At 63.2% G+C, this 24,531-nt stretch carries 20 protein-coding genes and 1 pseudogene; 9 read left to right on the top strand and 12 right to left on the bottom strand.

The features are described from left to right. Positions 1-338: 338 nt before the first annotated feature. The 3 genes from JQ641_RS27555 to JQ641_RS27545 form a co-directional block, all read right to left on the bottom strand. Positions 339-1,217, bottom strand: a complete 879-nt coding sequence (locus JQ641_RS27555; protein WP_211999013.1) for a DMT family transporter — start codon at positions 1,215-1,217, stop codon at positions 339-341. Between the two features lie 72 nt (positions 1,218-1,289). Beyond that, positions 1,290-1,826, bottom strand: coding sequence for a TetR/AcrR family transcriptional regulator (locus tag JQ641_RS27550; protein ID WP_502755000.1), 537 nt, complete (start codon positions 1,824-1,826; stop codon positions 1,290-1,292). Between the two features lie 184 nt (positions 1,827-2,010). Then, positions 2,011-2,517 (bottom strand): hypothetical protein, encoded by a 507-nt coding sequence (locus JQ641_RS27545; protein ID WP_249150738.1) that lies wholly within the window; start codon positions 2,515-2,517, stop codon positions 2,011-2,013. Positions 2,518-3,305: 788 nt separating this feature from the next. Here JQ641_RS27545 and JQ641_RS27540 point away from each other — a divergent pair. Together JQ641_RS27540 and JQ641_RS27535 are read left to right on the top strand one after the other, a co-directional pair. Continuing rightward, positions 3,306-6,638, top strand: a complete 3,333-nt coding sequence (locus JQ641_RS27540) for an adenylate/guanylate cyclase domain-containing protein (RefSeq protein ID WP_211999011.1) — start codon at positions 3,306-3,308, stop codon at positions 6,636-6,638. Positions 6,639-6,822: 184 nt separating this feature from the next. Beyond that, entirely contained in the window at positions 6,823-8,565 is a 1,743-nt protein-coding gene (locus JQ641_RS27535) for a serine hydrolase (RefSeq protein WP_211999010.1), read from the top strand. Positions 8,566-8,710: 145 nt separating this feature from the next. On the opposite strand, the gene JQ641_RS27530 is transcribed toward JQ641_RS27535, so the two are convergent. After that, a complete protein-coding gene (locus JQ641_RS27530; protein WP_211999009.1) occupies positions 8,711-9,445 on the bottom strand; it encodes a caspase family protein in 735 nt (244 codons plus the stop codon). A gap of 171 nt (positions 9,446-9,616) precedes the next feature. On the opposite strand from JQ641_RS27530, the gene JQ641_RS27525 reads away from it, so the two are divergent. From JQ641_RS27525 to JQ641_RS27500, 6 genes are all read left to right on the top strand, one after another. Further along, complete coding sequence (locus JQ641_RS27525; RefSeq protein WP_211999008.1) at positions 9,617-10,972, top strand: hypothetical protein; 1,356 nt, start codon at positions 9,617-9,619, stop codon at positions 10,970-10,972. Between the two features lie 58 nt (positions 10,973-11,030). Continuing rightward, complete coding sequence (gene metK, locus JQ641_RS27520) at positions 11,031-12,293, top strand: methionine adenosyltransferase (protein WP_211999023.1); 1,263 nt, start codon at positions 11,031-11,033, stop codon at positions 12,291-12,293. Positions 12,294-12,370: 77 nt separating this feature from the next. Continuing rightward, positions 12,371-13,801, top strand: a complete 1,431-nt coding sequence (gene ahcY, locus JQ641_RS27515) for an adenosylhomocysteinase (RefSeq protein ID WP_211999007.1) — start codon at positions 12,371-12,373, stop codon at positions 13,799-13,801. Positions 13,802-13,988: 187 nt separating this feature from the next. Next, positions 13,989-14,405, top strand: coding sequence for a nuclear transport factor 2 family protein (locus tag JQ641_RS27510; protein WP_211999006.1), 417 nt, complete (start codon positions 13,989-13,991; stop codon positions 14,403-14,405). 54 nt (positions 14,406-14,459) lie between these two features. Continuing rightward, positions 14,460-15,926 (top strand): flavin-containing monooxygenase, encoded by a 1,467-nt coding sequence (locus JQ641_RS27505; RefSeq protein ID WP_211999005.1) that lies wholly within the window; start codon positions 14,460-14,462, stop codon positions 15,924-15,926. A 168-nt stretch (positions 15,927-16,094) separates the two neighbouring features. Continuing rightward, on the top strand, positions 16,095-16,250 hold the full coding sequence (locus JQ641_RS27500; protein ID WP_211999004.1) for a hypothetical protein: 156 nt from the start codon (positions 16,095-16,097) through the stop codon (positions 16,248-16,250). 131 nt (positions 16,251-16,381) lie between these two features. Here the strand turns inward: JQ641_RS27500 and JQ641_RS27495 are convergent. The 4 genes and pseudogenes from JQ641_RS27495 to galE all read right to left on the bottom strand — a co-directional run bounded on the left by JQ641_RS27495 (position 16,382) and on the right by galE (position 20,566). Next, positions 16,382-16,675 (bottom strand): annotated as a pseudogene (locus tag JQ641_RS27495) (GIY-YIG nuclease family protein). 199 nt (positions 16,676-16,874) lie between these two features. Next, positions 16,875-17,576: a fumarylacetoacetate hydrolase family protein gene (locus JQ641_RS27490; protein ID WP_211999003.1), complete on the bottom strand. Its 702-nt coding sequence runs from the start codon at positions 17,574-17,576 to the stop codon at positions 16,875-16,877. Positions 17,577-17,623: 47 nt separating this feature from the next. Further along, entirely contained in the window at positions 17,624-19,444 is a 1,821-nt protein-coding gene (locus JQ641_RS27485; protein WP_211999002.1) for an ABC transporter ATP-binding protein, read from the bottom strand. 108 nt (positions 19,445-19,552) lie between these two features. Beyond that, entirely contained in the window at positions 19,553-20,566 is a 1,014-nt protein-coding gene (gene galE / locus JQ641_RS27480) for a UDP-glucose 4-epimerase GalE (protein WP_211999001.1), read from the bottom strand. Between the two features lie 130 nt (positions 20,567-20,696). On the opposite strand from galE, the gene JQ641_RS27475 reads away from it, so the two are divergent. Continuing rightward, positions 20,697-21,761: a glycosyltransferase family 4 protein gene (locus JQ641_RS27475; protein WP_211999000.1), complete on the top strand. Its 1,065-nt coding sequence runs from the start codon at positions 20,697-20,699 to the stop codon at positions 21,759-21,761. On the opposite strand, the gene JQ641_RS27470 is transcribed toward JQ641_RS27475, so the two are convergent. The 4 genes from JQ641_RS27470 to waaF form a co-directional block, all read right to left on the bottom strand. After that, complete coding sequence (locus JQ641_RS27470; protein WP_211998999.1) at positions 21,739-22,239, bottom strand: cupin domain-containing protein; 501 nt, start codon at positions 22,237-22,239, stop codon at positions 21,739-21,741. The two genes, JQ641_RS27475 and JQ641_RS27470, sit on opposite strands and share 23 nt — an antisense overlap. Next, a complete protein-coding gene (locus JQ641_RS27465; RefSeq protein ID WP_211998998.1) occupies positions 22,193-22,735 on the bottom strand; it encodes a D-glycero-alpha-D-manno-heptose-1,7-bisphosphate 7-phosphatase in 543 nt (180 codons plus the stop codon). Before JQ641_RS27465 ends, JQ641_RS27470 begins: the two co-directional genes overlap by 47 nt. Further along, complete coding sequence (locus JQ641_RS27460) at positions 22,732-23,334, bottom strand: D-sedoheptulose 7-phosphate isomerase (protein ID WP_211998997.1); 603 nt, start codon at positions 23,332-23,334, stop codon at positions 22,732-22,734. Before JQ641_RS27460 ends, JQ641_RS27465 begins: the two co-directional genes overlap by 4 nt. A 77-nt stretch (positions 23,335-23,411) precedes the next feature. Continuing rightward, positions 23,412-24,491 carry a lipopolysaccharide heptosyltransferase II gene (gene waaF / locus JQ641_RS27455; protein ID WP_211998996.1) on the bottom strand — a complete coding sequence of 360 codons (1,080 nt, stop codon included), beginning with the start codon at positions 24,489-24,491 and terminating at the stop codon, positions 23,412-23,414. Between the last annotated feature and the right edge of the window lie 40 nt (positions 24,492-24,531).

Genomic DNA, 24,531 nt, shown 5'->3' with positions numbered 1-24,531 from the left:
GAACACCCGGCCTTCCCTGCGCAATGGCTTTACGGCTTATGCCGTGCTCTCCCCGGAGACGAGTTCTTGGTTGACTCCGTCACCGCCGGTTCAGCTCACGCTTCTCCAACGGCTTGACGCCTGCAACGGGCGCCAGGACCACACGGTTTTGCCGTACGCTTAATCCACGCCGTCGTCAGGCGTGAACCAGCGTCCACCGCATCCCGCCGCGCGTTCGTGACGTGCGCACGCCCCTCTTGTCGGGCGGGACGCGACGATTCAAACCGCTGATTTGCCCGACGAGGAAAGCGGAATTTTGCCCGTCGGGTTAATTTGTCGCATCCGTCGTATCCAGTTTGCTATTGCGCGCGGGGCGACGCATCTGGTCGAGCGATCGGTCCGACTTGCGTGATAGCAACGCCCGAGATGGCGAGTAGTGCCCCGATGGCCAACGTCGGGGTCACGCGGTCGCCAAGGAACAACACGCTCGAAAGCAAGGCGAAGACCGGAAGCAGCAGTGCGAATGGTGCCACGCGGGCCATGGTGCAACGGGCGATCAGCCAGAACCAAAGGCCGAACCCGATAATTCCTCCGATGAAAATAGTGTAGGCGAGCGCCATCCAGCCACGTTCGTCCGCCGTGACGAGGGTCGTCAGTTGCCCGTGTTCGAGGAACAGCGACATCAGCATGACCTGCGGTACCGTGAAAAGTGATGACCACCCCGTCAACATCAGGGGATCGAACGGGCCGTGGCGCTTGGTCAGGACGTTGGCCACCGCAAACGCGAGGGCTGCCCCGACCACCAGCAGGATCGGTAACGCATTTGCGGACAGGCCCGGCCCGGCGGCCAGCACGAGCACGCCGCCGAAGGCAATCAACACACCGGCGGATGTCATCAGCGACGGCCGCTCCGCAAGCAGCGGCCAGGCCAACAGGACGGTGAAGGGCGTCGTGAGTTGATAGGCGACGGCAGACATGCTGCCGGAACCGAGCCCCAGGCCCACATAGAACAACCCGAAATTCAGTCCGCCAAGGAAGACCGAGATGACGGCGATTGAGCCGAACTCTTGACGTGTCGGCCTTGTGACAAAGGGGATCAGCAGCAGCGCTATGGCGAGGAAGCGCAGTCCGAGGAAGAAAAGTGGCGGAAACTGCAGCACGCCCACTTTGATGGCCACGAACTGATAGCCCCAGATGAGAGGCACCAGCACCGCGCAGGCGATCTGAATGGCAGACATGGCATCCTCATTTTTAGACCAATCGGTCCAGATATAGGCGCGCGCAATACGACACGTGCGTCCTTGGATGAGCTACTTGATGAAGCGGTCGAGAAGGGCGTCGGCAGTGGCTTGCGACGTGGTGCGCGTTGGTCCCGTCTTACCGACCACCCGAAGTCCCTCGACGAAGCAGACCAGTATCCGCGCGGCACTTGCAGGCTCGACGCCAGCGGCCAGTTCGCCCGCTGCCTTTGCGCGCGCGAGTGCGCTGGCGACCCTGGCCTCCATGGCTTTGAAAAACCCGCCGACGCGAGCTTCGACATCCCCGTCATGGCCAGCCAATTCCATGGCCGTGGCCACCAGCAGGCATCCGCGCCGACCGCTGGCCCCGCTCGTGCGCTCGACGTAACCGGCAAGGAAGGTCCGCAGGCCATCAATCGGCGCGCGGCGCGGCCCGAGTTCAACGTCCATCCGCGCCAGGGCGTCGGCGATATAGCGATCGAGCGCACGCAGGAAGAGGGCGTGCTTGTCCCCGAAGGCGGCATAAAGGCTGCCGCGTGAAAGCTTTGTCGCTCGAAGCAGGTCTGGAAGCGCCGTGCCGTGATAGCCGCGTGACCAGAACACGCCCATGGCGCGCTCGACGGCAGCTTCCGTGTCGAAGCCACGGGGCCGGCCACGCGGCAACTGCATTGCGGATTGGCGTGTCATAGCCGTATATATAGACCGATCGGTCTTGAATTGCAAATGGCCGCTATGGGTCAATCGCGTCGGCCTGCGTCGGAGCCAGCCTGCGCATTCCAACGGCAATCGGAAATCACTTGCCGACAGTTTCGGCCGTGCCGTAGCTGCGGGCGATGATGCCGGCAGCGATCTGCAACGAAGAGCCGGTCATCCAACTGCCTCCGATCAAGCCCAACGATCCGTCAGACACGGTCTCATCGAGGATGATGATGCCGACTGACACAAACGTCGCAATCGCGGCAAGAAATATTCCGACCGCGCTCAGGATCTCAACCACAGTATCCGGGCTCCATCGTCGTTGGATCGAGGCTGATCTTCGGGCCGAACGGCGAGGCAGATCGATGCCGACATAGAAGCTGAAAGCCCCAAAGAGCATCATCAACAGGACGATTCCGACACTCAAGGGCAGTTCGTTTAGCCGGCGCAATAATGCTGCGGCAACGTACAAGCCGCAGGAGCCTCCAATCGCGGCGAGTCCTACTCGTTCAATGAGATGCGCCGATTTGATGAGAGCGGCAGGCGCGAACCCGGCCGTCTTCGTACCGGATGACCTGTCGAAATTTGCGTTGGCCATTTTCATGGGGCTGCCTTTCCTGAAAGTTGCCTGCCGGAACGACGCGATAAGTTGGCCGCGCCTCGTGCAGCAATCGTCCGGCGTGAGGAATCTCGATCGGCCGCATCAACGCGTTTGACGACGCTATGCGCCCATATCCCCGAACACGCCGTATGCCCTGCAGTTCTGTTGAATGGGTTTGGCCTGGGCTCGCGCAGGGTGCCGCCACATTGCCGGGCGCGTATTTGCGCCGCTTCCGCGCGGGCGCTATTGAGCGCCCTCGGGTCCCCGGAAAAATCTGATGTCGTTCATGACAGCAGCCGTTGAGACCGATCGAGCTTCTAGCACCGCGTAACGCGTGTCGGTGTGAACCCCTTCACATCGCCACGGCATGCTCCCGTCGTCATGTTTCGGGAAACAAGGTTCAAACAAACGTGTTCGGAGTAGCGCAGTACCTGACTATCCGTTGGCCGACGGTTGATGCAGCGCAGGTTTCGGCGGGTCAGATATCGCCTATTCATCGATCGGCTCAATCTGGCGCAGAGTGCATAGCAGTTCGAATTTTTTCAACGTTGCGAGTGGGTTCGGTCTTGCCGTCGAGCGGGGCGTCCGGCAATCCTGCCGTTCTGCATCCTGCCACTACTCTCTTGAGTAGCGGACATTTCGGCTGCGCGACCTATGGAGAAGTCGAGAGCCAGGCGCCGCCGGGATGCCCGCAAACAGGACGTGCGAACCGGGAAAAATATGCAATAATTTTTTCGTGACCGTGGTCCGATATTGGGGTGGCCGCCAACCAGACAGTGGGGGTGGTGCCAATGCAGCAGATTGCGGACTGGCTCGAGAAGCTGGGGCTTGGGCAATACGCGCTGCGTTTTGCCGAGAACGGCATTGATCTTGGTGTTCTTCCCGACCTGACGGATCAGGACTACGACAGATTGGGAGTCCTGCTCGGACATCGTCGCAAAATGCTGCGCGCGATTGCCGAACTCGATCAAGCCGAATTGGTCGCCGAGCCGGCGATCCGGCGCGATGCCGAACGGCGCCACCTCACCGTCATGTTCTGCGACCTGGTCGGTTCGACGGCGCTTTCGGCGCGCCTCGATCCCGAGGACATGTGGGAGGTGATCCGCACCTATCGGGCCGCCTGCGCGAGGGTCATTGCCACGTACGACGGCGTTATCGCCAGGTTCGTGGGCGATGGAATACTTGCTTATTTCGGCTATCCCGTTGCACACGAGGATGACGCGGAGCGCGCCGTGCGGGCGGGACTCGACATCGCCGCCGCAATCGGGCCGCTGGAGACGCGCGCGATACAGCGGGTGGAGGTGCGGATCGCGATCGCGACCGGACTTGTTGTGGTCGGCGACCTCATCAGCGGAGGCGCGTCAGAGCAGCAAGCAATGGTCGGCGATGCACCGAACGTCGCTGCGCGGCTGCAGAGCCTGGCGGAGCCGGGGGCGGTTGTCGTTGCGGCTTCGACGCGCCAACTGCTTGGCGACCTGTTCACGTTTCGCAGCCTCGGCCGGCGCGAGGTCAAGGGCATCGACGAGCCCATCGCGGTCTGGGCGGTCGAAGGCGGAGCCGCATCGGAGAGCCGCTTCGAGGCGGTGCGAACCGTGCGCTCGATAGGCTTTGTCGGCCGCAAGGCGGAGATCGAATTCGCGCTCTCGCGCCAGCAGCTGGCGTGGCAGGGGCAGGGCCAGGTGGTCCTGATTTCCGGCGAGGCCGGGATCGGCAAGTCGCGCATCGTCGCGACGCTGTTGGAGAACCCTGCGTTGGGGACCCACCGCCGGGTGCGCTATCAGTGCTCGCCCTACCATACCAACAGTGCGCTTCATCCCTTTGTCGCTCAACTCGAACGCGCTGCCGGCATCAGGTCACAGGACACGCCCGAGCAAAAGCTCGACAAGCTCGAGGCAATGCTTGCGCTTGGAACGCAGCAGGTGGCCAAGGCGACGCCGCTGATCGCCGCTCTGCTTTCGATCTCAACCGGCGAGCGCTATCCGCCGCTTGGCCTCAATCCGGTGCAGCAGCGGCGACAGACATTCGCAACCCTTCTCGACCAGGTCGAGGGTCTGGCACGGCAGCAGCCCGTGCTGGTCGTCTGCGAGGACATGCATTGGGCCGACGCCACGACGCTCGAGCTGTTCGATCTCACGGTCGACCGGATCAGGGGATTGCCGATACTCATGCTCCTGACCTTTCGCCCCGAGTTCGAGCCGCCCTGGGTGGGTCTTCCCAACGTCAGCCTGTTGCGGCTCGACCGGCTTGACCGGCGGGACACGCGCGCGCTGGTCGAGCAGGTGACCGTCGGTCGCGAGCTGCCAGATGAGATGATGAGGCAGATCATCGAGAGGACGGACGGCATCCCGCTGTTCGTCGAGGAATTGACCAAGATGGTGCTGGAGTCCGGACTGCTGGTGGCAGATGCCGGGCGCTATCGGCTCGATAGTCCGTTCCCGTCGCTCGCCATTCCCGCGACGCTGCAGGACTCGCTGATGGCACGGCTCGACCGGCTGGCGCCGGTCAAGGAGGTGGCGCAGATCGGCGCTGCCATTGGCCGCGACTTCTCCTATACGCTGCTGCGATCTGTGGCGGGGCGCGATGATCTGACATTGAGCGCCGCGCTGGCGCAGCTCGAGCAGGCCGAGCTGCTGATGCGGCGCGGCACGCCGCCGGAGGCACGCTACAGCTTCAAGCACGCGCTGGTGCAGGAAGCGGCTTACGAGAGCCTGCTCAAGAGCCGGCGGCTGCAGCTCCACAAGCATATTGGCGATGTCCTGCGCGACGGCTTTCCGGTCATCGCCGAAACCGAGCCGGAAGTGCTGGCTTACCACTTCACTGAAGCTGGATTGGGCGAGGTGGCCCTCGGCTGGTGGCGCAAGGCCGGCCAGCAGGCGCTGAAACGCTCGGCATATTCCGAAGCGGTCGCCCATCTCGGCAAGGCCGTCGCGATCGCCGATGGGTTGCCGGGCGAACCGGGCCGCATCATGAGCCGGCTCGATCTCCAGATTGCCTATAGCCGCGCGCTGCGCGGAAGCCTTGGGCACAGCGCGCCCGAAACGGTGGCCGCATGGACGCGTGCCCGGCAGTTCGCGGCTGACATCAATGATCCGGTCGAACTGGCGCCGATCCATTCGGGCCTGTTCAATGCCTGCCTCACTCACGGCGAGATCGCGCCGATGCGGGAGTTGGTGGACGCAATCGTCAGCGCCGCCGACCGGCGACCGGAATCGCCGGTGGCGGCAGTCCTCGCCCATTGCACCAGCGGGGTGACCTCCTGGTTCGGCGGCGATTACCTCGATGCGAAACTGCATCTTGAGCAGGCCCTCGCGATCTACGGCGCCGAGCCTGACCCCGAGACCTTCAGGGCGTCGACGCTGGACCTGCCGTTCGTCATCATGAGGTTTCTTGCCCTGGTGCTCTGGCCGATCGGCAAGATCGATCGAGCGCGCCGGCTTGCCGCGGCAGCGGTGAGTGTTTCGGGAGAAAAGCGGGCGCTGTCGCAAGCCAATGCGCTCGTTCACAAGGCCGTCTTCGACGGACTATGCCGGGGCATGTTGCAGCAGACGGAGACCATCCTTGCCCTCGCTCTCGCCCGCGAACATACCATGCCGTTGTATGTGGCCGCCGGAACCTACCTGAACGGCCTTGCTAAGTGGCGCGCCGGCGAACAGGCGGAGGGCCTCGGCGAAATGCGCCGCGGCTGGACCTTGCTGCATGAAAATGATTGCTACCTGTGTGAGCCGTTCTGGGGGATGCATGTTGCCCTGGCGAACGCAGAAGCGGGGCAACTCGAAACCGGGCTGGAAATTGTGCGCGCGTTGATCGGCTGGACGGAACAATCCGGCCAGCATTGGCTCGATGCCGAACTGCATCGTGTCCAGGGAGAGCTGCTGCTCCGTTGCGATCCGCCGAACGCTTCCATGGTCGAAGATGCCTTCAACAGGGCCCTCGAAATCGCCCGCCGCCAGCAGACCAGGACTTTCGAATTGCGCAGCGCGCTTGGCCTGGCGCGCTTCCATGTCAGGAATGGTCGAACGGCGCCCGTATCCGAACTGCTCGGGCCATTCCTCGTCGATTTCGACACGGGGCAGGATCTCCCCGAAATCGAAGAGGCGCAGAAGCTGCTCCGGCGCAGCCATTAGCCGGTGCAACTACATTCTTTCGAGGGCCGCGAGGGCGAACTGCGCCTAACGAAGCGTCTTCACTTCTCCGTCAGGCAGGCTTCGCGAGTGGCTCGCCACGAGCTATCATCCGCAACGCAACCTTGCCGCGTGGTGCAGCCTGATCCGGGATGTGCGCTAGCTGCTGTCCGAGCCGAGAAACTGCATGTCCCACGCATCATCCGCCGAGGCGCCAACCGCGCCGGTTTCCTCTGTTGCCTCCGATCTCGATCGCCTCGCCGCCGAAGTGATGGCCGACTGGAAGGTGCCGGGTGTCGCCCTTGCCGTGGTGCAGGACGGCAAGGTGGCACTGACGCGGGCCTATGGTCAGCGCGATGTCGAGACAAATCTGCCGGTGACCGCGGCGACGCAGTTCGTGATCTGCTCGATCACCAAATCATTCACCGCGACCGCGATGGCGCTGTTGCACCATGAGGGGCGGCTCGACTGGACCAAGCCGGTGCGCGACTACATGCCCGAGTTTCGCCTGAGCGATCCGGTCGCGACCGAGCGGGTCACGGTGCGCGACCTGCTGAGCCATCAGTCGGGCTTGCCGCGCCATGACTGGGTGCACATGGCGGGCGACCGGGCGCCTGCCGAAATGCTCGACCTGATGCGGCATCTCGAATTGAGCCGCGATATCCGCACCACCTGGCAGTACAGCAACCTCTGCTACAACGTCGCGGGTCTCTTGATCGAGCGTCTCAGCGGACAGAGTTTCGAGGCATTCATCCGGACCCGGCTGACCGACCGGCTCGGCATGACGGTCAGCTTCAACCTCGACGATCTCGAAGCCAGCGATGAAGCTGCGCGGCCGTATATGATGCACGAGGATACGCGGCTGCCGGCGATGCGCCTGCCGATCCGCACCATTGCGGCCGGCGCGATCAACACGTCGGTCACGGGTCTTGCGAACTGGATGCGGCTGCATCTGGGCAAAGGGGAGTTCGACGGCGCGCGACTGCTGCCGGAGGCGTTGATCAATGAACTGCATGCGTCGCGCGCCTTCATCTCGGCGCCCAACCTCGCCGAGTTCGGTCAGGCGCTCTATGGCCTTGGCTTCCAGACCAACTACTATCGCGGCGACCGGATGGTGTTTCACGGCGGCGGTTGGGTCGGCTGGGGATCGCTGATGACGCTGATGCCGGATCTGGGCATCGGAATTGCCGTCCTGACCAACCGCAGCCCGAGCGAAGTGCCGTCAACGCTGACCTGGTACATCCTCGACCGGCTGCGCGGCCGCGAGCCGGTCGAATGGCGTGCGCGCTTCCTCAAGCAGCGCGACGAATTCATCGCCCACATGCAGGTCGATAAGGACGCGCGGGAAAAGGCGCGTCACAAGGATACGCAGCCAGCGCACGAGCTGGCGGCGTATGCCGGCGAGTACGCGCATCCGGCCTATGGCGTGATGTCGATGACTGCAAAGGACGGTGCGCTGCATTGGGCGTGGCGCGGGATGTCCGCGCCCCTGACGCACCGTCATTTCGAGACGTTCGAATTGCCCGAGGAGCCGCACCGCCTGCAGCCGGACCGGCTTGCCATTACCTTCCTGACCGATCGCGACGGCAACATCGTCAGCCTGTCGGCGCCGCTGGAACCGGTCGTGAAGGATATCGTCTTTGCACGCCTTGCGGCCGGCGACTGCACCGATCCGGCGTTCCGCGCCCGATGCGTCGGCCACTTCAAGAGCGGTTCGATAACGCATCGCGTCACGCTGGATAGCGAAAGCCGGCTCGTGCTGAAGCCCGACTACCAGCCGGCTTATCGTCTTGCGCCCGAACAGGGCAGAAGGTTTCGCATCGTCGAACTGGAAGGTTTTGTCGTCGAATTCCGCGGCGAGGCTGTTATCGACGAGGTGGTCTTTCACCAGCCGAATGGCGTCTTCGTTGCGCAGCGGGTGGAGGAGTAGGGCGTCGCCTCCCCACATCGTCATTGCCTGCGACAAACGCGAAGCGTTTGCGCAAGGGAGCGAAGCGACGAAGCAATCCATTCATCCGTTATGCCGCGAGATGGATTGCTTCGCTTCGCTCGCAATGACGATGGGGAGATCGCCGTCACTTCCCCGTCAGGTAGACCTCGCCGAGCAGCGATGAATTCGACCACGGCACCTGTTTGGATTTGGTCGCTGCGACCACTTCGGCGCGGACGCGGGTTAGCATCTGCTGCACCTCGAGCCCCGGCGTGCCAATGTGGCGCGACAGAGCTGCCGAGAACGGGCTGTTGACGCCTTCGCCGTCGAGCGCGACCTGTCCGGGCGCGGTCGCGTAAGCAATCAGCGTTCCCGCGCCCAGCGTCGAGCCGGCGCCAAGGCTGGCCGGCGCGGCGAGACCCGGTCCGGCTTGGATGCCACGGTTGGCGCCTGCGGAAGCGACCAGTGTCGTCGCCACGCGGTTGTGAAACAGGATGCCGCTTGGTGGTCCCAGCCGCAGCGCGTCGTTGAAGTCCGATATCGCGATGTCGTATTCGCCTTTGTCGTAATAGGCCGAGCCGCGCAGATTGTAGATCGCGATGTCAGGCTTGAGCCTGAGCGCCTCGCTGGCGTCGGCGATGACCTTGACGTAGTCGCCCTTCTTGTTCCAGCCGACCGCGCGCCAGAAATAGATGCCCGCGAGCTTCTCGCCGGAAAACACCTTCAGCGCGATGATCTTGTTGCAGGCATCGATCATCTGATCGGCCGGCGTGGTGTCGGTGGTGCAGAGCGGCCCGAGTTGTTTGCGGGACTGGGCGAGGGAGGGCGCCGACCACAGGGCGGCGGCGAGCAAGGTCAGCATCAGGATCGCGCGGCGCATCAATTGGTCCTTACCATCAAGGGGTTGCGTCCTTGTCTTGGTGGCGAAATGCGGGATGGCGGTTCATGCCGGCCGGGCCGGGAAAACAGGACTTTCCCCCGGTGGGCAGATGGTGGTAGGACGTCCCGGTCACCCGCCGTTGCCCACCACTGCGTCCCAAACCGCCACCCGATGAAAAACGACCGCATTCTCAGCCAGATATCGGACTTCTGCCGCCTGTCCGATATGGCGGAGACGACGTTTGGGCGGCGGGCGGTCAACGATGGCAAGCTGGTGCACCGGCTGCGCGAGGGCAAGCGCATCACCATCGACACGCTGGACCGGATCCAGGCCTACATCGCGGCCTCCACGCCGGGCGGCCTGCCGCCGCCGCGTGGCATCGAGGTGCCGCCGGAGAAACGCGATCCCAGGGGTAATTTCCGCTTCTTCGAGAACCGGCAGAAATATCTGTTGTTCGTCCATACCTGCAGCGAGAAGCGGGTGATCGCCGAGCGGGTGGCGCTGGAGCTGTCGAGCCTGCATCCGCGGCCGCCTGCGCTGCGCGTGTTCGATGCCGGAAGCGGCGACGGCACGGTGCTGGCGCGGGTGATGCGCGCGATGCACGGCCGCTTTCCCCATATGCCGTTCTATATCGCCGGAAAGGAGCTCAGCCTGGAGGATGTCCGGCTGACGCTCGACAAGATCCCGGACCGGCTGTTCGAGCATCCTGCGACCGTCTTCGTCCTCACCAACATGCATTACGCCGAGGCGCCCTGGCTGACGCCAACATCGCCGACGGCAGCCGCCGGCATGATCTGGCACGAGGTGCCGCTGCAGGGGGCTTCATCGGGAGAGTTCGAGGCGCAGATCGCTGCGCTGGGCCCATTTCTTGAGCAGAATTGGCGGGCCAATATCAGTCCCAAATCGGGCATGCCGACCTATGAACGGCCGGTGGCGCTGGTGGTTTACCGGGAGGACCACCGGTTCCTGCTTGATTCGATCATCCCCCGGGCGGGCCGAACCGAGGCCAATTTCGATCTCGTCATCGCATCCCAGCCATACCGGGCCAAATCCTCTGTGAATTTCCGCGCCAAGCGGATCATCGCGCCGCTGGCGCGGTCGCTGCGGGCCGGCGGCCGGTTGATTGGAATTCACTCCCACGGGCAGGATCCGGGGCTGGAAATCATCCAGGCGGTGTGGCCCGGAGAAAATCCTTTCGCGGTGAGCCGTCATGAGCTATTGCGCACGGTGAAATACGAGCTGGGGTCAGCCGGGCGCGACCTCAATTTTAATGCCTACGCCGATAACCGTTCCATCTTCCGTTATGATATGGAAGCGCTGCCCAACGAGGTCACCGGCTCGATCGGAACCTCGACGGCCTTTGCAGCGTGGAATGCGGCGGTGTATGTCGCCCAGATCGAAGATGACCGGTTGACGGACATGACTGGAAACAGCCGAGCCCTCGATGCCACCAGAGAGGTTCTGCGCAAGCATAATGGGCTTTGGTTTTACGACGAATCCTACGTCATCTCGCGCCGTCGCGACTGACATTCCGGGATAGATGACACACAAAGCCGCCGGGTCCGGCGGAAACAAGGGGTTGTTGATGCGCGCGTCCTATCTGTTCACAAGCGAGTCGGTTTCCGAGGGCCATCCGGACAAGGTTTCGGATCAAATCTCCGACGCCATTCTCGATGCCTTCCTCGAGAAGGACGTCAAGCTCGGCATTGCCGACGACAGCGCGGTGAATACCCGTCTCGGCTGCGAGACGCTCTGCACGACCAACAAGATCGTGATTGCGGGCGAGGGCCGTGGCCAGTTGTTCCGCGACATTCACGGCGTCTCGGTGGTCGATCGCGAACTGATCTCCGAGATCGCCCGTGGCGTGGTCAAGGACATCGGCTACGACCAGAACGGCTTCTCCTATCACGGCGCCGACATTGAGGTGCTGCTGCATGGCCAGTCGCCCGACATCGCGATGGGCGTCGATGCCAAGAAAAAGAAGAGCGGCGAAGAAGAAGGCGCCGGCGACCAGGGCATGATGTTCGGCTATGCCTGCAACGAGAGCGAAATCTACGAAAAGGGCAGCTTCATGCCCGCGCCGATTTTCTTCGCGCACCGCATCCTGAAAGTGCTGTCGGAAAAGCGCCGCAGCGGCCAGATGTTCGACCTGCAGCCCGACGCCAAGAGCCAGGTCACGGTGAAGTATGTCGACGGCAAAGCGGTCGGCTGCACCAAGGTGGTGGTCTCGACCCAGCACAATGAAAAGAGCCGCAACGGCAAGAAGTACTCGCCCGGCCTGATCAAGGACATGATCGCAGATGAGGTCGAGAAGGCGCTGCCGAAGGGCTGGATGCCGCAGAAGTCCTCAGACTTCCTGGTCAATCCGACCGGCAACTTCGTGGTCGGCGGTCCCGACGGCGATTGCGGCCTGACCGGCCGCAAGATCATCGTCGACACCTATGGCGGCTACGCGCCGCATGGCGGCGGCGCCTTCTCCGGCAAGGATCCGACCAAGGTCGACCGCTCCGCCGCCTATGCCGCGCGCTACCTCGCCAAGAACGTGGTCGCGGCCGGCTTCGCCGATCGCTGCACCATCCAGGTCGCCTATGCGATCGGCGTCGCCGATCCGATGTCGCTGCTGGTGGATACCCATGGCACCGGCAAGGTCGATGAAAAGAAGCTCGAAAAGGTGCTGCCGCAACTGTTCCGGCTGACCCCGACCAACATCCGCCGCACGCTGAAGCTGAACCGGCCGATCTATCGCCGCACCGCGTCCTATGGCCATTTCGGCCGCGCGCCGGAAAAGGATGGCGGCTTCTCCTGGGAAAAAACCGATCTGGTGTCCGCGCTGAAGGGTGCGTTCTGATTTTCTCCGTAATCGTTCTGCTTATTCCGGAAAGCCTTTCGCGCTTTTCGGAATAAGCTTTTTCAAGGGATCAACACATGACCGCCGCCGCCAAGAAGCCTGCCTTTACCGACTACATCGTCAAGGACATCTCGCTCGCCGACTTCGGCCGCAAGGAACTCTCGCTGGCCGAGACCGAAATGCCCGGCCTGATGGCGACGCGCGAGGAATACGGCCCGAAGCAGCCGCTGAAGGGCGCTCGCATCGCGGGCTCCCTGCACATGACGATCCAGACCGGCGTGCTGATCGAGACGCTGGCCGCACTCGGCGCCGACATCCGCTGGGTCTCCTGCAACATCTATTCGACGCAAGACCACGCGGCGGCGGCGATCGCAGCCGCCGGCATTCCGGTGTTTGCCGTCAAGGGCGAGAGCCTCACCGAATACTGGGATTACACCGCCAAGCTGTTCGACTGGCACGGTGGCGGTCACCCGAACATGATCCTTGACGACGGCGGCGATGCCACCATGTACGTCCATCTCGGTCTGCGCGCCGAGAACGGCGACACCAAGTTCCTGGACAAGCCGGGTTCGGAAGAAGAGGAAGTCTTCTTCGCGCTGCTGAAGAAGCAGCTCAAGGAAAAGCCGAAGGGCTACTTCGCCGAGATCGCCAAGAGCATCAAGGGCGTTTCCGAAGAGACCACCACGGGCGTGCACCGTCTCTATGACATGCAGAAGGCCGGTACGCTGTTGTGGCCGGCGATCAACGTCAACGACAGCGTGACCAAATCGAAGTTCGACAACCTCTATGGCTGCCGTGAATCGCTGGTCGACGGCATCCGCCGCGGCACCGACGTCATGATGTCCGGCAAGATTGCGATGGTCGCGGGCTTCGGCGACGTCGGCAAGGGTTCGGCCGCGTCATTGCGGCAGGCCGGCTGCCGCGTGATGGTGTCGGAAGTCGATCCGATCTGCGCGCTGCAGGCGGCGATGGAAGGCTACGAGGTCGTGACCATGGAAGACGCGGCACCCCGCGCCGACATCTTCGTCACCGCCACCGGCAACAAGGACATCATCACCATCGAGCACATGCGCGCGATGAAGGATCGCGCCATCGTCTGCAACATCGGCCACTTCGACAACGAGATCCAGATCGCGGGTCTGAAGAACCTGAAGTGGGACAACATCAAGCCGCAGGTCGACGAGATCACCTTCCCCGACAACCACCGCATCATCCTGCTGTCGGAAGGCCGCCTGGTGAACCTCGGCAACGCCATGGGCCATCCGAGCTTCGTGATGTCGGCCTCCTTCACCAACCAGACGCTGGCGCAGATCGAACTGTTCGCCAACAACAAGGACGGCAAGTACAAGAAGGAAGTCTACGTGCTGCCGAAGTCGCTGGACGAGAAGGTGGCCCGGCTGCATCTCGCCAAGATCGGCGTCAAGCTGACCGAACTGCGCCCCGACCAGGCCGAATACATCGGCGTCAAGCCGGAAGGCCCGTTCAAGGCGGACCACTACCGGTATTGATTGATCCAGATACGCGACAAAAAAGCCCCGGAGCGATCCGGGGCTTTTTTCATGGCAAAACCCTGATACGATCTGAGGTAGAAGCACGACAAGCCCGCGACTATTCTTCGGCGTCGATGCGCTGCAAGCGGGCGGTACACTTTCCAGACTTCGTTTTCAGTCGCCGAAAACATTGCGGAGGGAAGTCATGTCAAACGAAGCAGCAAATATCGCAATTCTCAAAGACGTCTATCGCCAATGGCACGACAGCAAAGGCGGCAGCGTCGAGCAGTTCCTGAGCATCGCCGATCCGAAGATCAGCTGGGGTTCGGTGCCGCGGGGTGCGGCACCGATTCAATTCGCGACGCAATACGATAGCCGCGAGGGGCTGCGGACTTACTTCGACGGGCTGCTGGCGGACTGGGCGATGATACACTACACAATCGACGAATACGTCGCACAGGGTGACGCTATTTGCGCGCGCGGCTCCACGGCGTGGACCAACAAGAAGACCGGCAAAGCCGTGGAGACGCCGAAGATGGATTTCTGGCGCTTCAAGGATGGCAAAGCGGTCGAGTTCTACGAGTATTTCGACTCTGCCGCGGTTGTCGTCGCGGCCACCTGAAGCCGGTTGCAATTTGGCGCGGCCCTGCCCATACCTGTGGGCAGGGAGAACGCGATGACCGCAGCATCAGAGCATTTCGACGTCCTCATCGTCGGCGCGGGGTTGTCGGGCATCGGCGCGGGATATCACCTGCAGGAGAAGTGCCCCGGCAAGAGCTACGCCATTCTCGAGGGCCGCGACTGCATCGGCGGCACCTGGGATCTGTTTCGTTATCCCGGCGTCCGCTCCGACAGCGACATGTTCACGCTCGGCTATTCGTTCAAGCCCTGGACCGAGCCGAAGGCGATCGCCGACGGGCCGAACATTCTCAACTATGTGCGGCAGACCGCCGTCGAGAACGGCATCGACCAGAAGATTCGCTTCAACCACAGCGTCAAACGCGCGTCGTGGTCGTCGCAGGATGCGCGCTGGACCGTGGAGGCCGAGCGCAAGGTGGGCGAGGGGGGACCCGCGACCGTGCGCTTCACCTGCAATTTCCTGTTCATGTGCTCGGGCTATTACAAATACGAGGAAGGCTACACGCCGGAGTTTGCAGGATCAGCGGATTTCGCCGGCCGCATCGTGCACCCGCAGAAATGGCCCGAAGACATCGACTATGCCGGCAAGCGCGTCGTGGTGATCGGCTCGGGCGCGACAGCGGTAACGCTGGTACCGGAGATGGCCAAGACCGCTTCGCACGTCACCATGCTGCAACGCTCGCCGACCTATGTGGTGGCGCGGCCCGCGGAAGACACGCTCGCCAACAAGCTGCGGCGCAATCTGTCCGCAAAACTCGCCTATCACATGATCCGCTGGCGCAACGTGCTGTTCGGCATGTATTTCTTCCAGCTCTGCCGGCGCAAACCCGACCGCGCCAAGCAGCTGATCCTCGGCGGCGTCAAAATGGCGCTTGGCCCCGACTACGACATCGGCACGCATTTCACCCCGCGCTACAATCCCTGGGAGCAGCGGCTGTGCCTGGTGCCGGACGGCGACCTGTTCAAGGCGATCAGGGACAAGCGCGCCTCCGTCGTCACCAATCATATCGATACCTTCACCAAAAGCGGCATCAAGCTGAAAGACGGCAGCGAACTCGAAGCCGACATCATTGTCACCGCGACCGGGCTTAACCTGCAGGTGCTCGGCGGTCTCGACGTCAGCGTCGACGGCAGGAAAGTCGATTTCGCGCGGACGCTGAACTACAAGGGCATGATGTATTCGGACGTGCCGAACATGGCTTCGGCGTTCGGCTACACCAACGCGTCGTGGACGTTGAAATGCGATCTCACCTGCGAATATGTCTGCCGGCTGATCAACTACATGCACCGGCACGGCTACAGGCAATGTGTGCCGCACAACCTCGATCCCACGGTGTCGGAACTGCCGTCGCTGGATTTTTCTTCCGGCTACGTGCAGCGCGCGATCGCGCAGATGCCCAAGCAGGGTTCGAAGCGGCCGTGGCGGCTCTACCAGAACTACGCCCTCGACATCGTCACGCTACGCTACGGCAAGATCGATGACGGGGTGATGCAATATTCGTGACGGCCTCGCCGCGGGCTGTCCGTGGCGCCCGCCGGAAAGCGCCCTGCGTAATTTCGCGTATACGCGGGCCCGTGCAAATCGTTCAGTCTGCTCCAACGGTTAACACCGGATTAACCGGTGCCGCCTACGCTGTCTGGCCTGAGGCTAACTGACAGCACGAGGAAGCCCATGGACGCCCAGCGAATTGCCGTCGATGCCGTGGTTGCATTGACCGATTGCGACCGCGACGCGGTCGTTGCCTTTATCCGCAGGCTCTATCTGGCCGGTGTCACGGACCCCAAGCGCCTGACCTTCAAGGGCCTGCAGGCGATGGGGCGGAGCTGAACTCTCCCTTTTTCGTTTGCCACACCCGCTCAACCTCGTGTCCCGGACGCGGTGCAGCGCCCCTTGGCAGTGCACCGCAGAGCCGGGACCCATCTCGACATACAGCAAATACCTCGATAAGGCGCACCGCGCTACGAATTGATCTGGTCCGTCAGGTCAGGCCAATCAGGATTGAGCTTCTCGATCAATTCGATCTTCCAGGCGCGCCGTCACCGCTTCAATGAATGCTCTCGGGCGCGTGCTTCGAGAATGGAATCGAAAGCCTCGATGTAGACAAGCCGATCGATGCCGTATTGTCGGGCGAAGCCGGGGACGAGTTTGGCTTTGTGTTCGGCGATGCGCCGAGCCAGAGAATTGGTGACGCCGATGTACAGCGTTCCGTTTCGCTTACTGGCGAGGATGTAGACGAAAAAGGGTGCGTCCATGCGGCTTTACCGAATGCAGACATAGGCTGGACACAGTTTTGCAAGGATCGAAGGGCGCTGCCAAGCCCTGTGGGTCCCGGCGCTGCGGTGCACCGCCAAGCGGCGCTGCACCGCGTCCGGGACACGAGAGCTAGTTTACCTCGAAAAAAGGCCCCGGACGATCTCCGGGGCCTTTCAAAGTTCGGATGTCGCGCAATCGCTATTCCGGCTCTCCAATCGCAACCTTGAGCGTGCCGACGCCATCGACGCCGCATTCGATCTTGTCGCCCGGCTTGAGCTGGGAGACGCCGGCCGGCGTACCCGTCATGATGATGTCGCCGGCGGCAAGCGCGACCTGCTGCGAGAGCTGCCAGATGATTTCCGGCACGTTCCAGATCAGTTCGGTCAAATCGCCCTTTTGCGTTTCTGACCCGTTGACCGTGAGCCAGATCTTGCCCTTGGCGGGATGGCCGATCTTCGAGGCCGGCTGCAGCGCCGAGCAGGGCGCGGAATAGTCGAACGACTTGCCGACTTCCCACGGGCGCTCTTTCTTGCGCGAGGCGATCTGCAGGTCGCGGCGGGTCAGGTCGATGCCGACGGCATAGCCGTAGACATGGTCGAGCGCCTTGTCGGTGGGAATATTCAGGCCGCCGCTCTTCATCGCGACGATCAGCTCGACCTCGTGATGCAGGTCCTTGGTCAGCGGCGGATAGGGAATGGTGGCGCCGTCAGGCACCAGCATGTCGGCGTGCTTGGCGAAGAAGAACGGCGGCGCGCGCTCGTCATTGCCCATCTCGCGGATGTGCTCGAGATAGTTGCGCCCGACGCACCAGATGCGGCGCACGGGATAGGACTTTGTCTCTCCGACGACGGGAAGCGACGGCTGCGGGGGGACGGGAATGACGTAGGATGCGGCGTTCATGAAATGGGTCTCTGGACGGGTTTTGGGGTGGAACGGCGGCGATAGCTTTACGCGGTTGCGCTGATCGGCGCCAGACTGGGGTGACCGGCGTCGCGCTGTTGCAGGCGGAAGAACGAGGCGTAGCGCCCGCCGCGCCGCAACAGGTCGTCATGCTGGCCGCGCTCGACGATCTCGCCGCCTTCGACCACCAGGATGGCGTCGGCGTGCATGATGGTGTGCAGGCGGTGGGCGATCACGATCGTGGTCCGGTTCCGGCACAGATGCTCGATGGCTTCCTGCACGGCTTTCTCGGATTCCGAATCCAGCGCGGCGGTGGCCTCGTCCAAGAGGATGATCGGCGCGTTCTTGATCAGTGCCCGGGCCACCGCGATGCGCTGGCGCTGGCCGCCGGACAGTTGCGTGCCGTGCTCGCCGACCGGGGTGTCGTAGCCGAGCGGAAAACCCATGATGAAGTCGTGGGCACAGGCGGCCTTGGCGGCGGCCTCGATTTCGTCCCTGGTGGCGCCGACCTTGCCGAAGGCGATGTTGGCGCCGATCGTATCGCGGAACAAATAGACGTCCTGGCCGACATAGCCGGTCTGCTGGCGCAGCGAATGGCGCGAGACGCCCGAGATCGCCTGGCCATCGATCAGGATGGCGCCGTCGGTCACTTCGTAGAGCCGCAGCAGCAGCGCCAGCACGGTGGATTTGCCGCCGCCGGACGGGCCGACCAAAGCGGTGGTCTTGCCGGGTTCGGCCATGAAGCTCATGCGGCGCAATACCGGCTCGTTCGGCCGGTAACCGAAGGTCACGTCGCGAAACTCGACCCGCGCGTCGATAAGTTTCAGGGCCGGCTTGTCGTCGTCGGCGGGCTCGGTGGGCGGGCTGTCGACGATTTCCAGCAGCTTGCGCGCGCCGATCAGATTGCTGTTCAACTCGATATTGAGCCGCGCCAGCCGCTTGGCCGGCTCATAGGCCAGCAGGAACGCGGTCAGGAACGAGAAGAACTGGCCGGGCGAGGCGCCCATCGCGACCACGCGATAACCGCCATACATCAGTCCCGCGGCGATCGCGAAACCGCCCAGCGTTTCCATCAGCGGGCTCGATCGGCTGGAGACCCGCGCCATCTTGTTGGCGTTGCGCTCGACGGCGGTGATGCTGGCGTCGATGCGCTCGCGCATCGCCTGTTCGAGCGTGAAGGCTTTCACGGTGCGGATGCCCTGCAGCGATTCCTGCATGGTTTCCATGATGTCGGCGGTGCCGGAGAACTGGTTATGCGCCAGGCCCTTGATGCGCTTGACCAGCTTGCGCAGCACCAGCATCGCCGGCGGGGCTACGCCGAAACCCAGCAGCGCCATGTACGGGTCCGTCATCAGCATGACGACGACGAGCGCGATCAGCGACAGCAGATCGCGGCCGATGGCGTTGATCAGGAGATTGAGGACCTGCGTCACCGACGTGGCGCCGGCGGTCAGCCGTGCCAGAAATTCCGAGGAATGCCGTTCGGAAAAGAAGGCGATGTTTTCGCTCATCAGCTTGGCGAACAGCTGGCGCTGGTTGTTGGCGAGGATCGCGTTGCCGATCTGCGACAGGATCACGGTGTGGCCGTAGGTCGCCGCGCCCTTGAGCGTGAAGATGACGATGGTGACCAGCGACAGGATCGCAATCCCGCGCACATCCTTGTCGACATAGGCCTTGTTGATGACTTCGCCGAGCAGATAGGCGGAACCGGCCGTCGTCGCCGCCGCAACCCCCATCAGCGCGAACGCCAGCAGATAGCGCCGCCAATAGGCGAGGCCCTGTTCGGCCACTAGGCGGCGAATCAGGATCGCTGCGCCATAGGGGTCATCAGTGATTTTTCTCGGCGTTTCTTTGGGAGGCTCGGTCATCCGCGTTCCATCGACGGCGCAGGGCGTGAATTACCCGCGTGTCAGGGCTGCTACGGTGACTGCTTGCCCGCTAAATGGCGGTTTTTCAAGCCAAATAACAGCTTGATTTTACGCCGATTCCGCTTGCCGGCCGAGGCCGCCGCGCTCGTGGAACAGCCGCTCTTCCCAGGCCAGCGCGTGGGTGGCGATGGTCTCGAGATCATCATATTGCGGCGTCCAGTCCAGCGTGGCGCGGATGCGGCTGGTGTCGGCCACCATGGTCATGATGTCGCCGGGCCGGCGCGGCGCGTATTGGACCGCGAAATTGCGCATGGCGACGCGGCGCACCGCCTCAATGGTCTCCAGCACCGAATAGCCGCGGCCATAGCCGCAGTTCAGCGTGACCGAGCTTCCGCCGCTGCGCAGATACGACAACGCCGCGAGGTGCGCCTGCGCGAGATCGCTGACGTGAATGAAATCGCGGATGCAGCTGCCGTCCGGCGTCGGATAATCGGTCCCGAACACGTCGATCTTGGCGCGTTGTCCGGTCGCGGCTTCGACGGCGATCTTCAGCAGATGCGTCGCGCCGACGGTGGCGAGGCCGACGCGTCCCTTTGGATCGGCGCCGGCGACATTGAAGTAACGCAGCGCGACATATTTCAGATCATGCGCCGCGGCGACGTCGTGCAGCATCAGTTCGGTCATCAGCTTGGAAGAGCCGTAGGGCGACAGCGGCCGCGTCGGCGCATGCTCGGGCACCGGCACAGTATCGGGATTGCCATAGACGGCCGCGGTGGATGAAAAGATGAAGCGGTTGACGCCGCCCTTGACGGCTGCGTTCAGCAGGCTGCGCGTCGTCATGGTGTTGTTGCGGTAATAGGCCAGGGGATCGCGCATCGAATCCGGCACCACAACCGAGCCGGCGAAATGGATGATGCTCTCGACGCCGTGCTGGGAGAGCACGCCCTCGACGAGGTTTTCGTCGCCGGCGTCGCCGATGAACAGCGGCACGCCCTCGGGCAGGAAGGCGGAGAATCCGGTGGAGAGATTGTCGATCACGACGACGCTTTCGCCGGCGTCCGCCAGCGCGTGAACCATATGACTTCCGATATAGCCGGCGCCACCGGTGACAAGCACGGTCATGGGCTTACCCTCTCTCCCAGTTGTTGCCGCCGATGCTAGCCGGGGCGCGGTGAAGAGTGGGTTTCGGCATGAGTGAACTGGCCACTATGCTTAATGTTGCGTATAGGAACCCATCTAAACGGAGCCGGACGTGCCGATCGAGAACAATTCAGCCGATGATCTGCAGCTGATCGTGCCGAATCTGCACAGGCGCTATTCCGGCGTCACGGCAACCAACCGGATGGTGGCGCCGAAGCTCGCCCTAATGTTTCGCGCGGCATGGCTCGGTTCCCATGCCCCTGACGGCATCGCGCGGTTGGGTTTCGGCGATTTGCCAAAACTCTGGCGCCGCCGCACGCCGCTGATCTGGCACGCGCGGCGCAACGACGAGATGATTGCCGGTGTGTTGTTGCGCGCGCTCGGCTGGCCGCTGAAGCTCGTGTTCACGTCGGCGGCGCAGCGGCATCATAAATCGCTGACGCGCTGGCTGATCCGGCGCATGGACGCGATCATCGCCACCAGCGCGCTGTCGGCTTCCTTCCTCAAACGCGACTCGACGGTCGTGATGCATGGCGTCGATACTATCAGTTATGCACCGCCGGCCGATCGCGCGGCGGCGTTTGCGCAGAGCGGATTGCCGGGCCGATATGCGATCGGCTGCTTCGGCCGCGTCCGCGCGCAAAAAGGCAGCGACGTTTTTGTCGAAGCGATGTGCCGGCTGCTGCCGCGCTATCCCGATTTCACCGCCGTGATCGTCGGCGCTGTCGTGCCCGAGCAGCAGGGTTTTGCCAACGGGCTGAAAAAACAGATCGAGGCCGCCGGCCTGCAGTCACGAATTATCATCACCGGAGAGATCGAGATCGAGGAAGTGCAACGCTGGTATCAGCGGCTGACGATCTACGCCTTCACCTCGCGCAACGAAGGCTTTGGACTGACGCTGATCGAGGCGATGTCATCAGGCGCGGCACTGGTGGCGTCACGGGCGGGGGCGGCCGAATTCGTGGTCGAGGACGGCGTCACCGGCGTACTGACGCCGCCCGGCGACGCTGATGCGCTGGTCGCGGCGCTGGAGCCGCTGATGCGCGATCCTGCCTCGGCGGCGGCGATGGGAATTCGGGCGCGAGCGCGCGTGCTGGAGAAGTTCAGTCTCGAAGCTGAAGCCAATGCGATCGCTGAAGTTTATCGCGGGCTTTCTATTTCGTCTCCAAACGCGTGATGTCCGATTCATCCAGATGAGCTGTTTTCTCATCAAGAAGCGGATTTGAGTGCCGGTCGGCGCTATCGCCGGCCTCGCCGTGCTTTACGGTGTGAATCACCGAATTGCGATACATGTAAACGTTGTGCGAAACGTTCGGCTCGGTGGTGCATATCTCGTTCGGTCCGAATATGCGGATCTTCAAGGCGCCTTCGACCAGTTCGGCGAGAGCCATTTTTCCCCGTTGGACGATATAGGTTTCGCGAACGTTGCGGTGATAGTGGCTCTTTTGCCAGCCGCCGCTGTCGGTCGCCTCGGTCCGGATATAGGCGGTGCCATCGTCGTGCTTGAGGCGAAATCGAAATTCGCCGTTTGGCATTTCGTTGTGTTCGATCGAGACGCCCTTCGTTCGCGCTTCTTCCGGCCCAATGTCGCGTGGTTGATCGGCCATGTCAGGAGACGTGTGTTTGCTGCAAGATATTTGCGACAAAAGCATCAAGGTCGCCGCCGGCGAACAGAAAGCCCGGCAGGCCGACGGCTTGCCCGGCCTCGATGTCGGTCGCGCGGTCGCCGATGACGAAGCTGCCGGCGTGGCGCACCGGCCAGTGCTGCATCAGATCATGGATCATGCCGGGGCTCGGCTTGCGCCAATGATGATTTTCGAGATAGCCGGCGACGGTGCCTTCCGGATGGTGCGGGCAGTACCTGATGTCGTCGATGACGGCGCCTTGCGCCGCGAGCTCGGCGCGCATCCAGTCATGCAGCGTGTTGAGTTCGGCTTCGGTGAAGTAACCGCGCGCGATACCGGCCTGGTTGGTGAAGAAGAACACGAAGTAGCCGGCATCGTTCAGCCGCCGGATCGCCTTGGCCACGTTCGGCATCCAGCGAATCCGCTCCCGTGTTCCGACATAGCCGTCGTCATGGTTGACGACGCCGTCGCGGTCGAGGAAGGCGGCGGGCTTCTGAATTGAGCGGGCGAGGTCGGCGCCGCTCATTTCGGAGAGGCCTCGCGCATCATGGCCTGCTCGATCTCGTCGCAGATGCCATGGCCGATCGCGAGATGGATCTGCTGCACCACCGGTGTGTCGTCGGTCGGCGCCACCAGCAGATGATCGCAATCCGCGCCCATGGCCGTGCCCTTGCCCCCGGTGAAGCCGACCGTGACAAGCCCGCGCTCGCGCGCCTTGCGCAACGCCGCCAGAATGTTCGGCGAGCGGCCCGACGTGGTGAGCGCGAGCAGCACGTCGCCGCGCACGCCGAGGCCTTCGACCTGGCGGGCGAAAATCTGCTCAAAGCCGTAATCATTGCCGATCGAGGTCAGCGCCGACGTGTCTGTGGTGAGCGCAATCGCGGCGTAGCCGGGCCGCTCCTGTTTGTAGCGGCCGACGATTTCGGCGGCGATGTGCTGGGCGTCGCCGGCGCTGCCGCCATTGCCAATGATCAGGAGTTTGTTGCCGGCGCGTAGCGCCGCAATGATCGCGGCTGCAATGGCGTGCGCGACGGTCAGCAGTGCCGCGTCGCTGTTGGCGCGTTCGAGTGCGACGAGCGACTCCTTCAGATGGGCGGCGATCAGATCTTTCGAATTCTGGTTCAAAATGCACCGTCAGGGTTGCAACGCGCGAGTTCTACCTTGGAAAGCCTTGGTACTGATCGCGCGGCTCACGCGCAAGCTCACGAGGGCTGATGTGCACGCGCGCGGGCTTCGCCGAGCACGCGCTGCACGATCTCGACCACGTCGGATGCCGGGATGTCCCGCATGCAGCGATGCTCGTTCATGGTGCAGACCGTGCGCTGGCAGGGCTGGCAGGCTAGCTGCGATCTGGTTTGCAGGACGGTTGCCGCCAGGCCGTTCAGCGGCGCCCAGAGGTAGGGGCTGGTCGGCCCGAAAATGCCCATGGTCGGCGTGCCGATCGCGGCCGCAATGTGCATCAGGCCGGAATCATTTGAGATGGCGACGCTGGCCGCCGCCATCGCCAGGATTCCGTTGCGCAGATCCGACCCGGTGAGGTCGCGGATTCGAGGGCCCCCGGCGGCGACGATCTCCTGCGCCAGCGCCTTTTCGCCGGGACCGCCGACCACCCAGACCTCAAACCCGCGTTCGACGAGGAGCCGGGCCGCTTCCGGGAAATAGGTCCAGCGCTTGGACGCACCGACGGAACCCGGCCCCAGCGCTACCGCAGGGCCGGTGCCCAGCCCATTGGCCTGCCGCCAACGGCTGGCATCCTCCGGCGACACGGCCAGTTGCGGCACCGGCCATTCCGGCGGCAATGGCGCACCGTCGGGCAGCGCCAGCGCGGCATTCTTGTCGATAAAGCGGGGCAGGGCCTTTTCGCCCCAGCGCATCCGGTTGATCAGCCCGAACCGGGCTTCGCCGAAGAAGCCTACCCGTTCCGGGATACCGGCCAGCGTCGGCGCAATCGCTGCCTTCCAGGTCCGGGGCAGGACCAGGGCGGTCGCATAGCCCCGTGACCGCAACTCCCTGGCCAGACCCTGCTGCCTGGCCACCGCCAGCCGGCTGCGCGGCAGGTCCCAGACAATCCCGGCGCGAACCCCCGGCATGTAATCGACCAGGGGGGCGCAAAGGGAGGTCACCAGCAGGTCGACCGGCCGGTTTGGCCAGCGCGCCTTAAGGACGCGCACCACCGTATGGCCTCGGACAAAGTCGCCGATCCACATATAGGGGATGATCAGGATCGGCCGGGTGTCGGCCGCATCCTCCATCGCAATCCCATCTACTGAATATTTATTCATATCTTCGGTGTCTGACGACTAGTCTTTTTCCGGCTCCGTC

The organism is Bradyrhizobium sp. JYMT SZCCT0180 (assembly GCF_018130165.1).
Lineage (GTDB): Bacteria > Pseudomonadota > Alphaproteobacteria > Rhizobiales > Xanthobacteraceae > Bradyrhizobium.
This window is presented reverse-complemented; position numbering and strand designations above follow the sequence as displayed.

Coding starts and splice junctions, on each gene's coding strand:
- JQ641_RS27555 (WP_211999013.1), bottom strand. CDS start 1,217: ATGTCTGCCATTCAGATCGCCTGCGCGGTGCTGGTGCCTCTCATCTGG.
- JQ641_RS27550 (WP_502755000.1), bottom strand. CDS start 1,826: ATGGGCGTGTTCTGGTCACGCGGCTATCACGGCACGGCGCTTCCAGAC.
- JQ641_RS27545 (WP_249150738.1), bottom strand. CDS start 2,517: ATGAAAATGGCCAACGCAAATTTCGACAGGTCATCCGGTACGAAGACG.
- JQ641_RS27540 (WP_211999011.1), top strand. CDS start 3,306: ATGCAGCAGATTGCGGACTGGCTCGAGAAGCTGGGGCTTGGGCAATAC.
- JQ641_RS27535 (WP_211999010.1), top strand. CDS start 6,823: ATGTCCCACGCATCATCCGCCGAGGCGCCAACCGCGCCGGTTTCCTCT.
- JQ641_RS27530 (WP_211999009.1), bottom strand. CDS start 9,445: ATGCGCCGCGCGATCCTGATGCTGACCTTGCTCGCCGCCGCCCTGTGG.
- JQ641_RS27525 (WP_211999008.1), top strand. CDS start 9,617: ATGAAAAACGACCGCATTCTCAGCCAGATATCGGACTTCTGCCGCCTG.
- metK (WP_211999023.1), top strand. CDS start 11,031: ATGCGCGCGTCCTATCTGTTCACAAGCGAGTCGGTTTCCGAGGGCCAT.
- ahcY (WP_211999007.1), top strand. CDS start 12,371: ATGACCGCCGCCGCCAAGAAGCCTGCCTTTACCGACTACATCGTCAAG.
- JQ641_RS27510 (WP_211999006.1), top strand. CDS start 13,989: ATGTCAAACGAAGCAGCAAATATCGCAATTCTCAAAGACGTCTATCGC.
- JQ641_RS27505 (WP_211999005.1), top strand. CDS start 14,460: ATGACCGCAGCATCAGAGCATTTCGACGTCCTCATCGTCGGCGCGGGG.
- JQ641_RS27500 (WP_211999004.1), top strand. CDS start 16,095: ATGGACGCCCAGCGAATTGCCGTCGATGCCGTGGTTGCATTGACCGAT.
- JQ641_RS27490 (WP_211999003.1), bottom strand. CDS start 17,576: ATGAACGCCGCATCCTACGTCATTCCCGTCCCCCCGCAGCCGTCGCTT.
- JQ641_RS27485 (WP_211999002.1), bottom strand. CDS start 19,444: ATGACCGAGCCTCCCAAAGAAACGCCGAGAAAAATCACTGATGACCCC.
- galE (WP_211999001.1), bottom strand. CDS start 20,566: ATGACCGTGCTTGTCACCGGTGGCGCCGGCTATATCGGAAGTCATATG.
- JQ641_RS27465 (WP_211998998.1), bottom strand. CDS start 22,735: ATGAGCGGCGCCGACCTCGCCCGCTCAATTCAGAAGCCCGCCGCCTTC.
- waaF (WP_211998996.1), bottom strand. CDS start 24,491: ATGAATAAATATTCAGTAGATGGGATTGCGATGGAGGATGCGGCCGAC.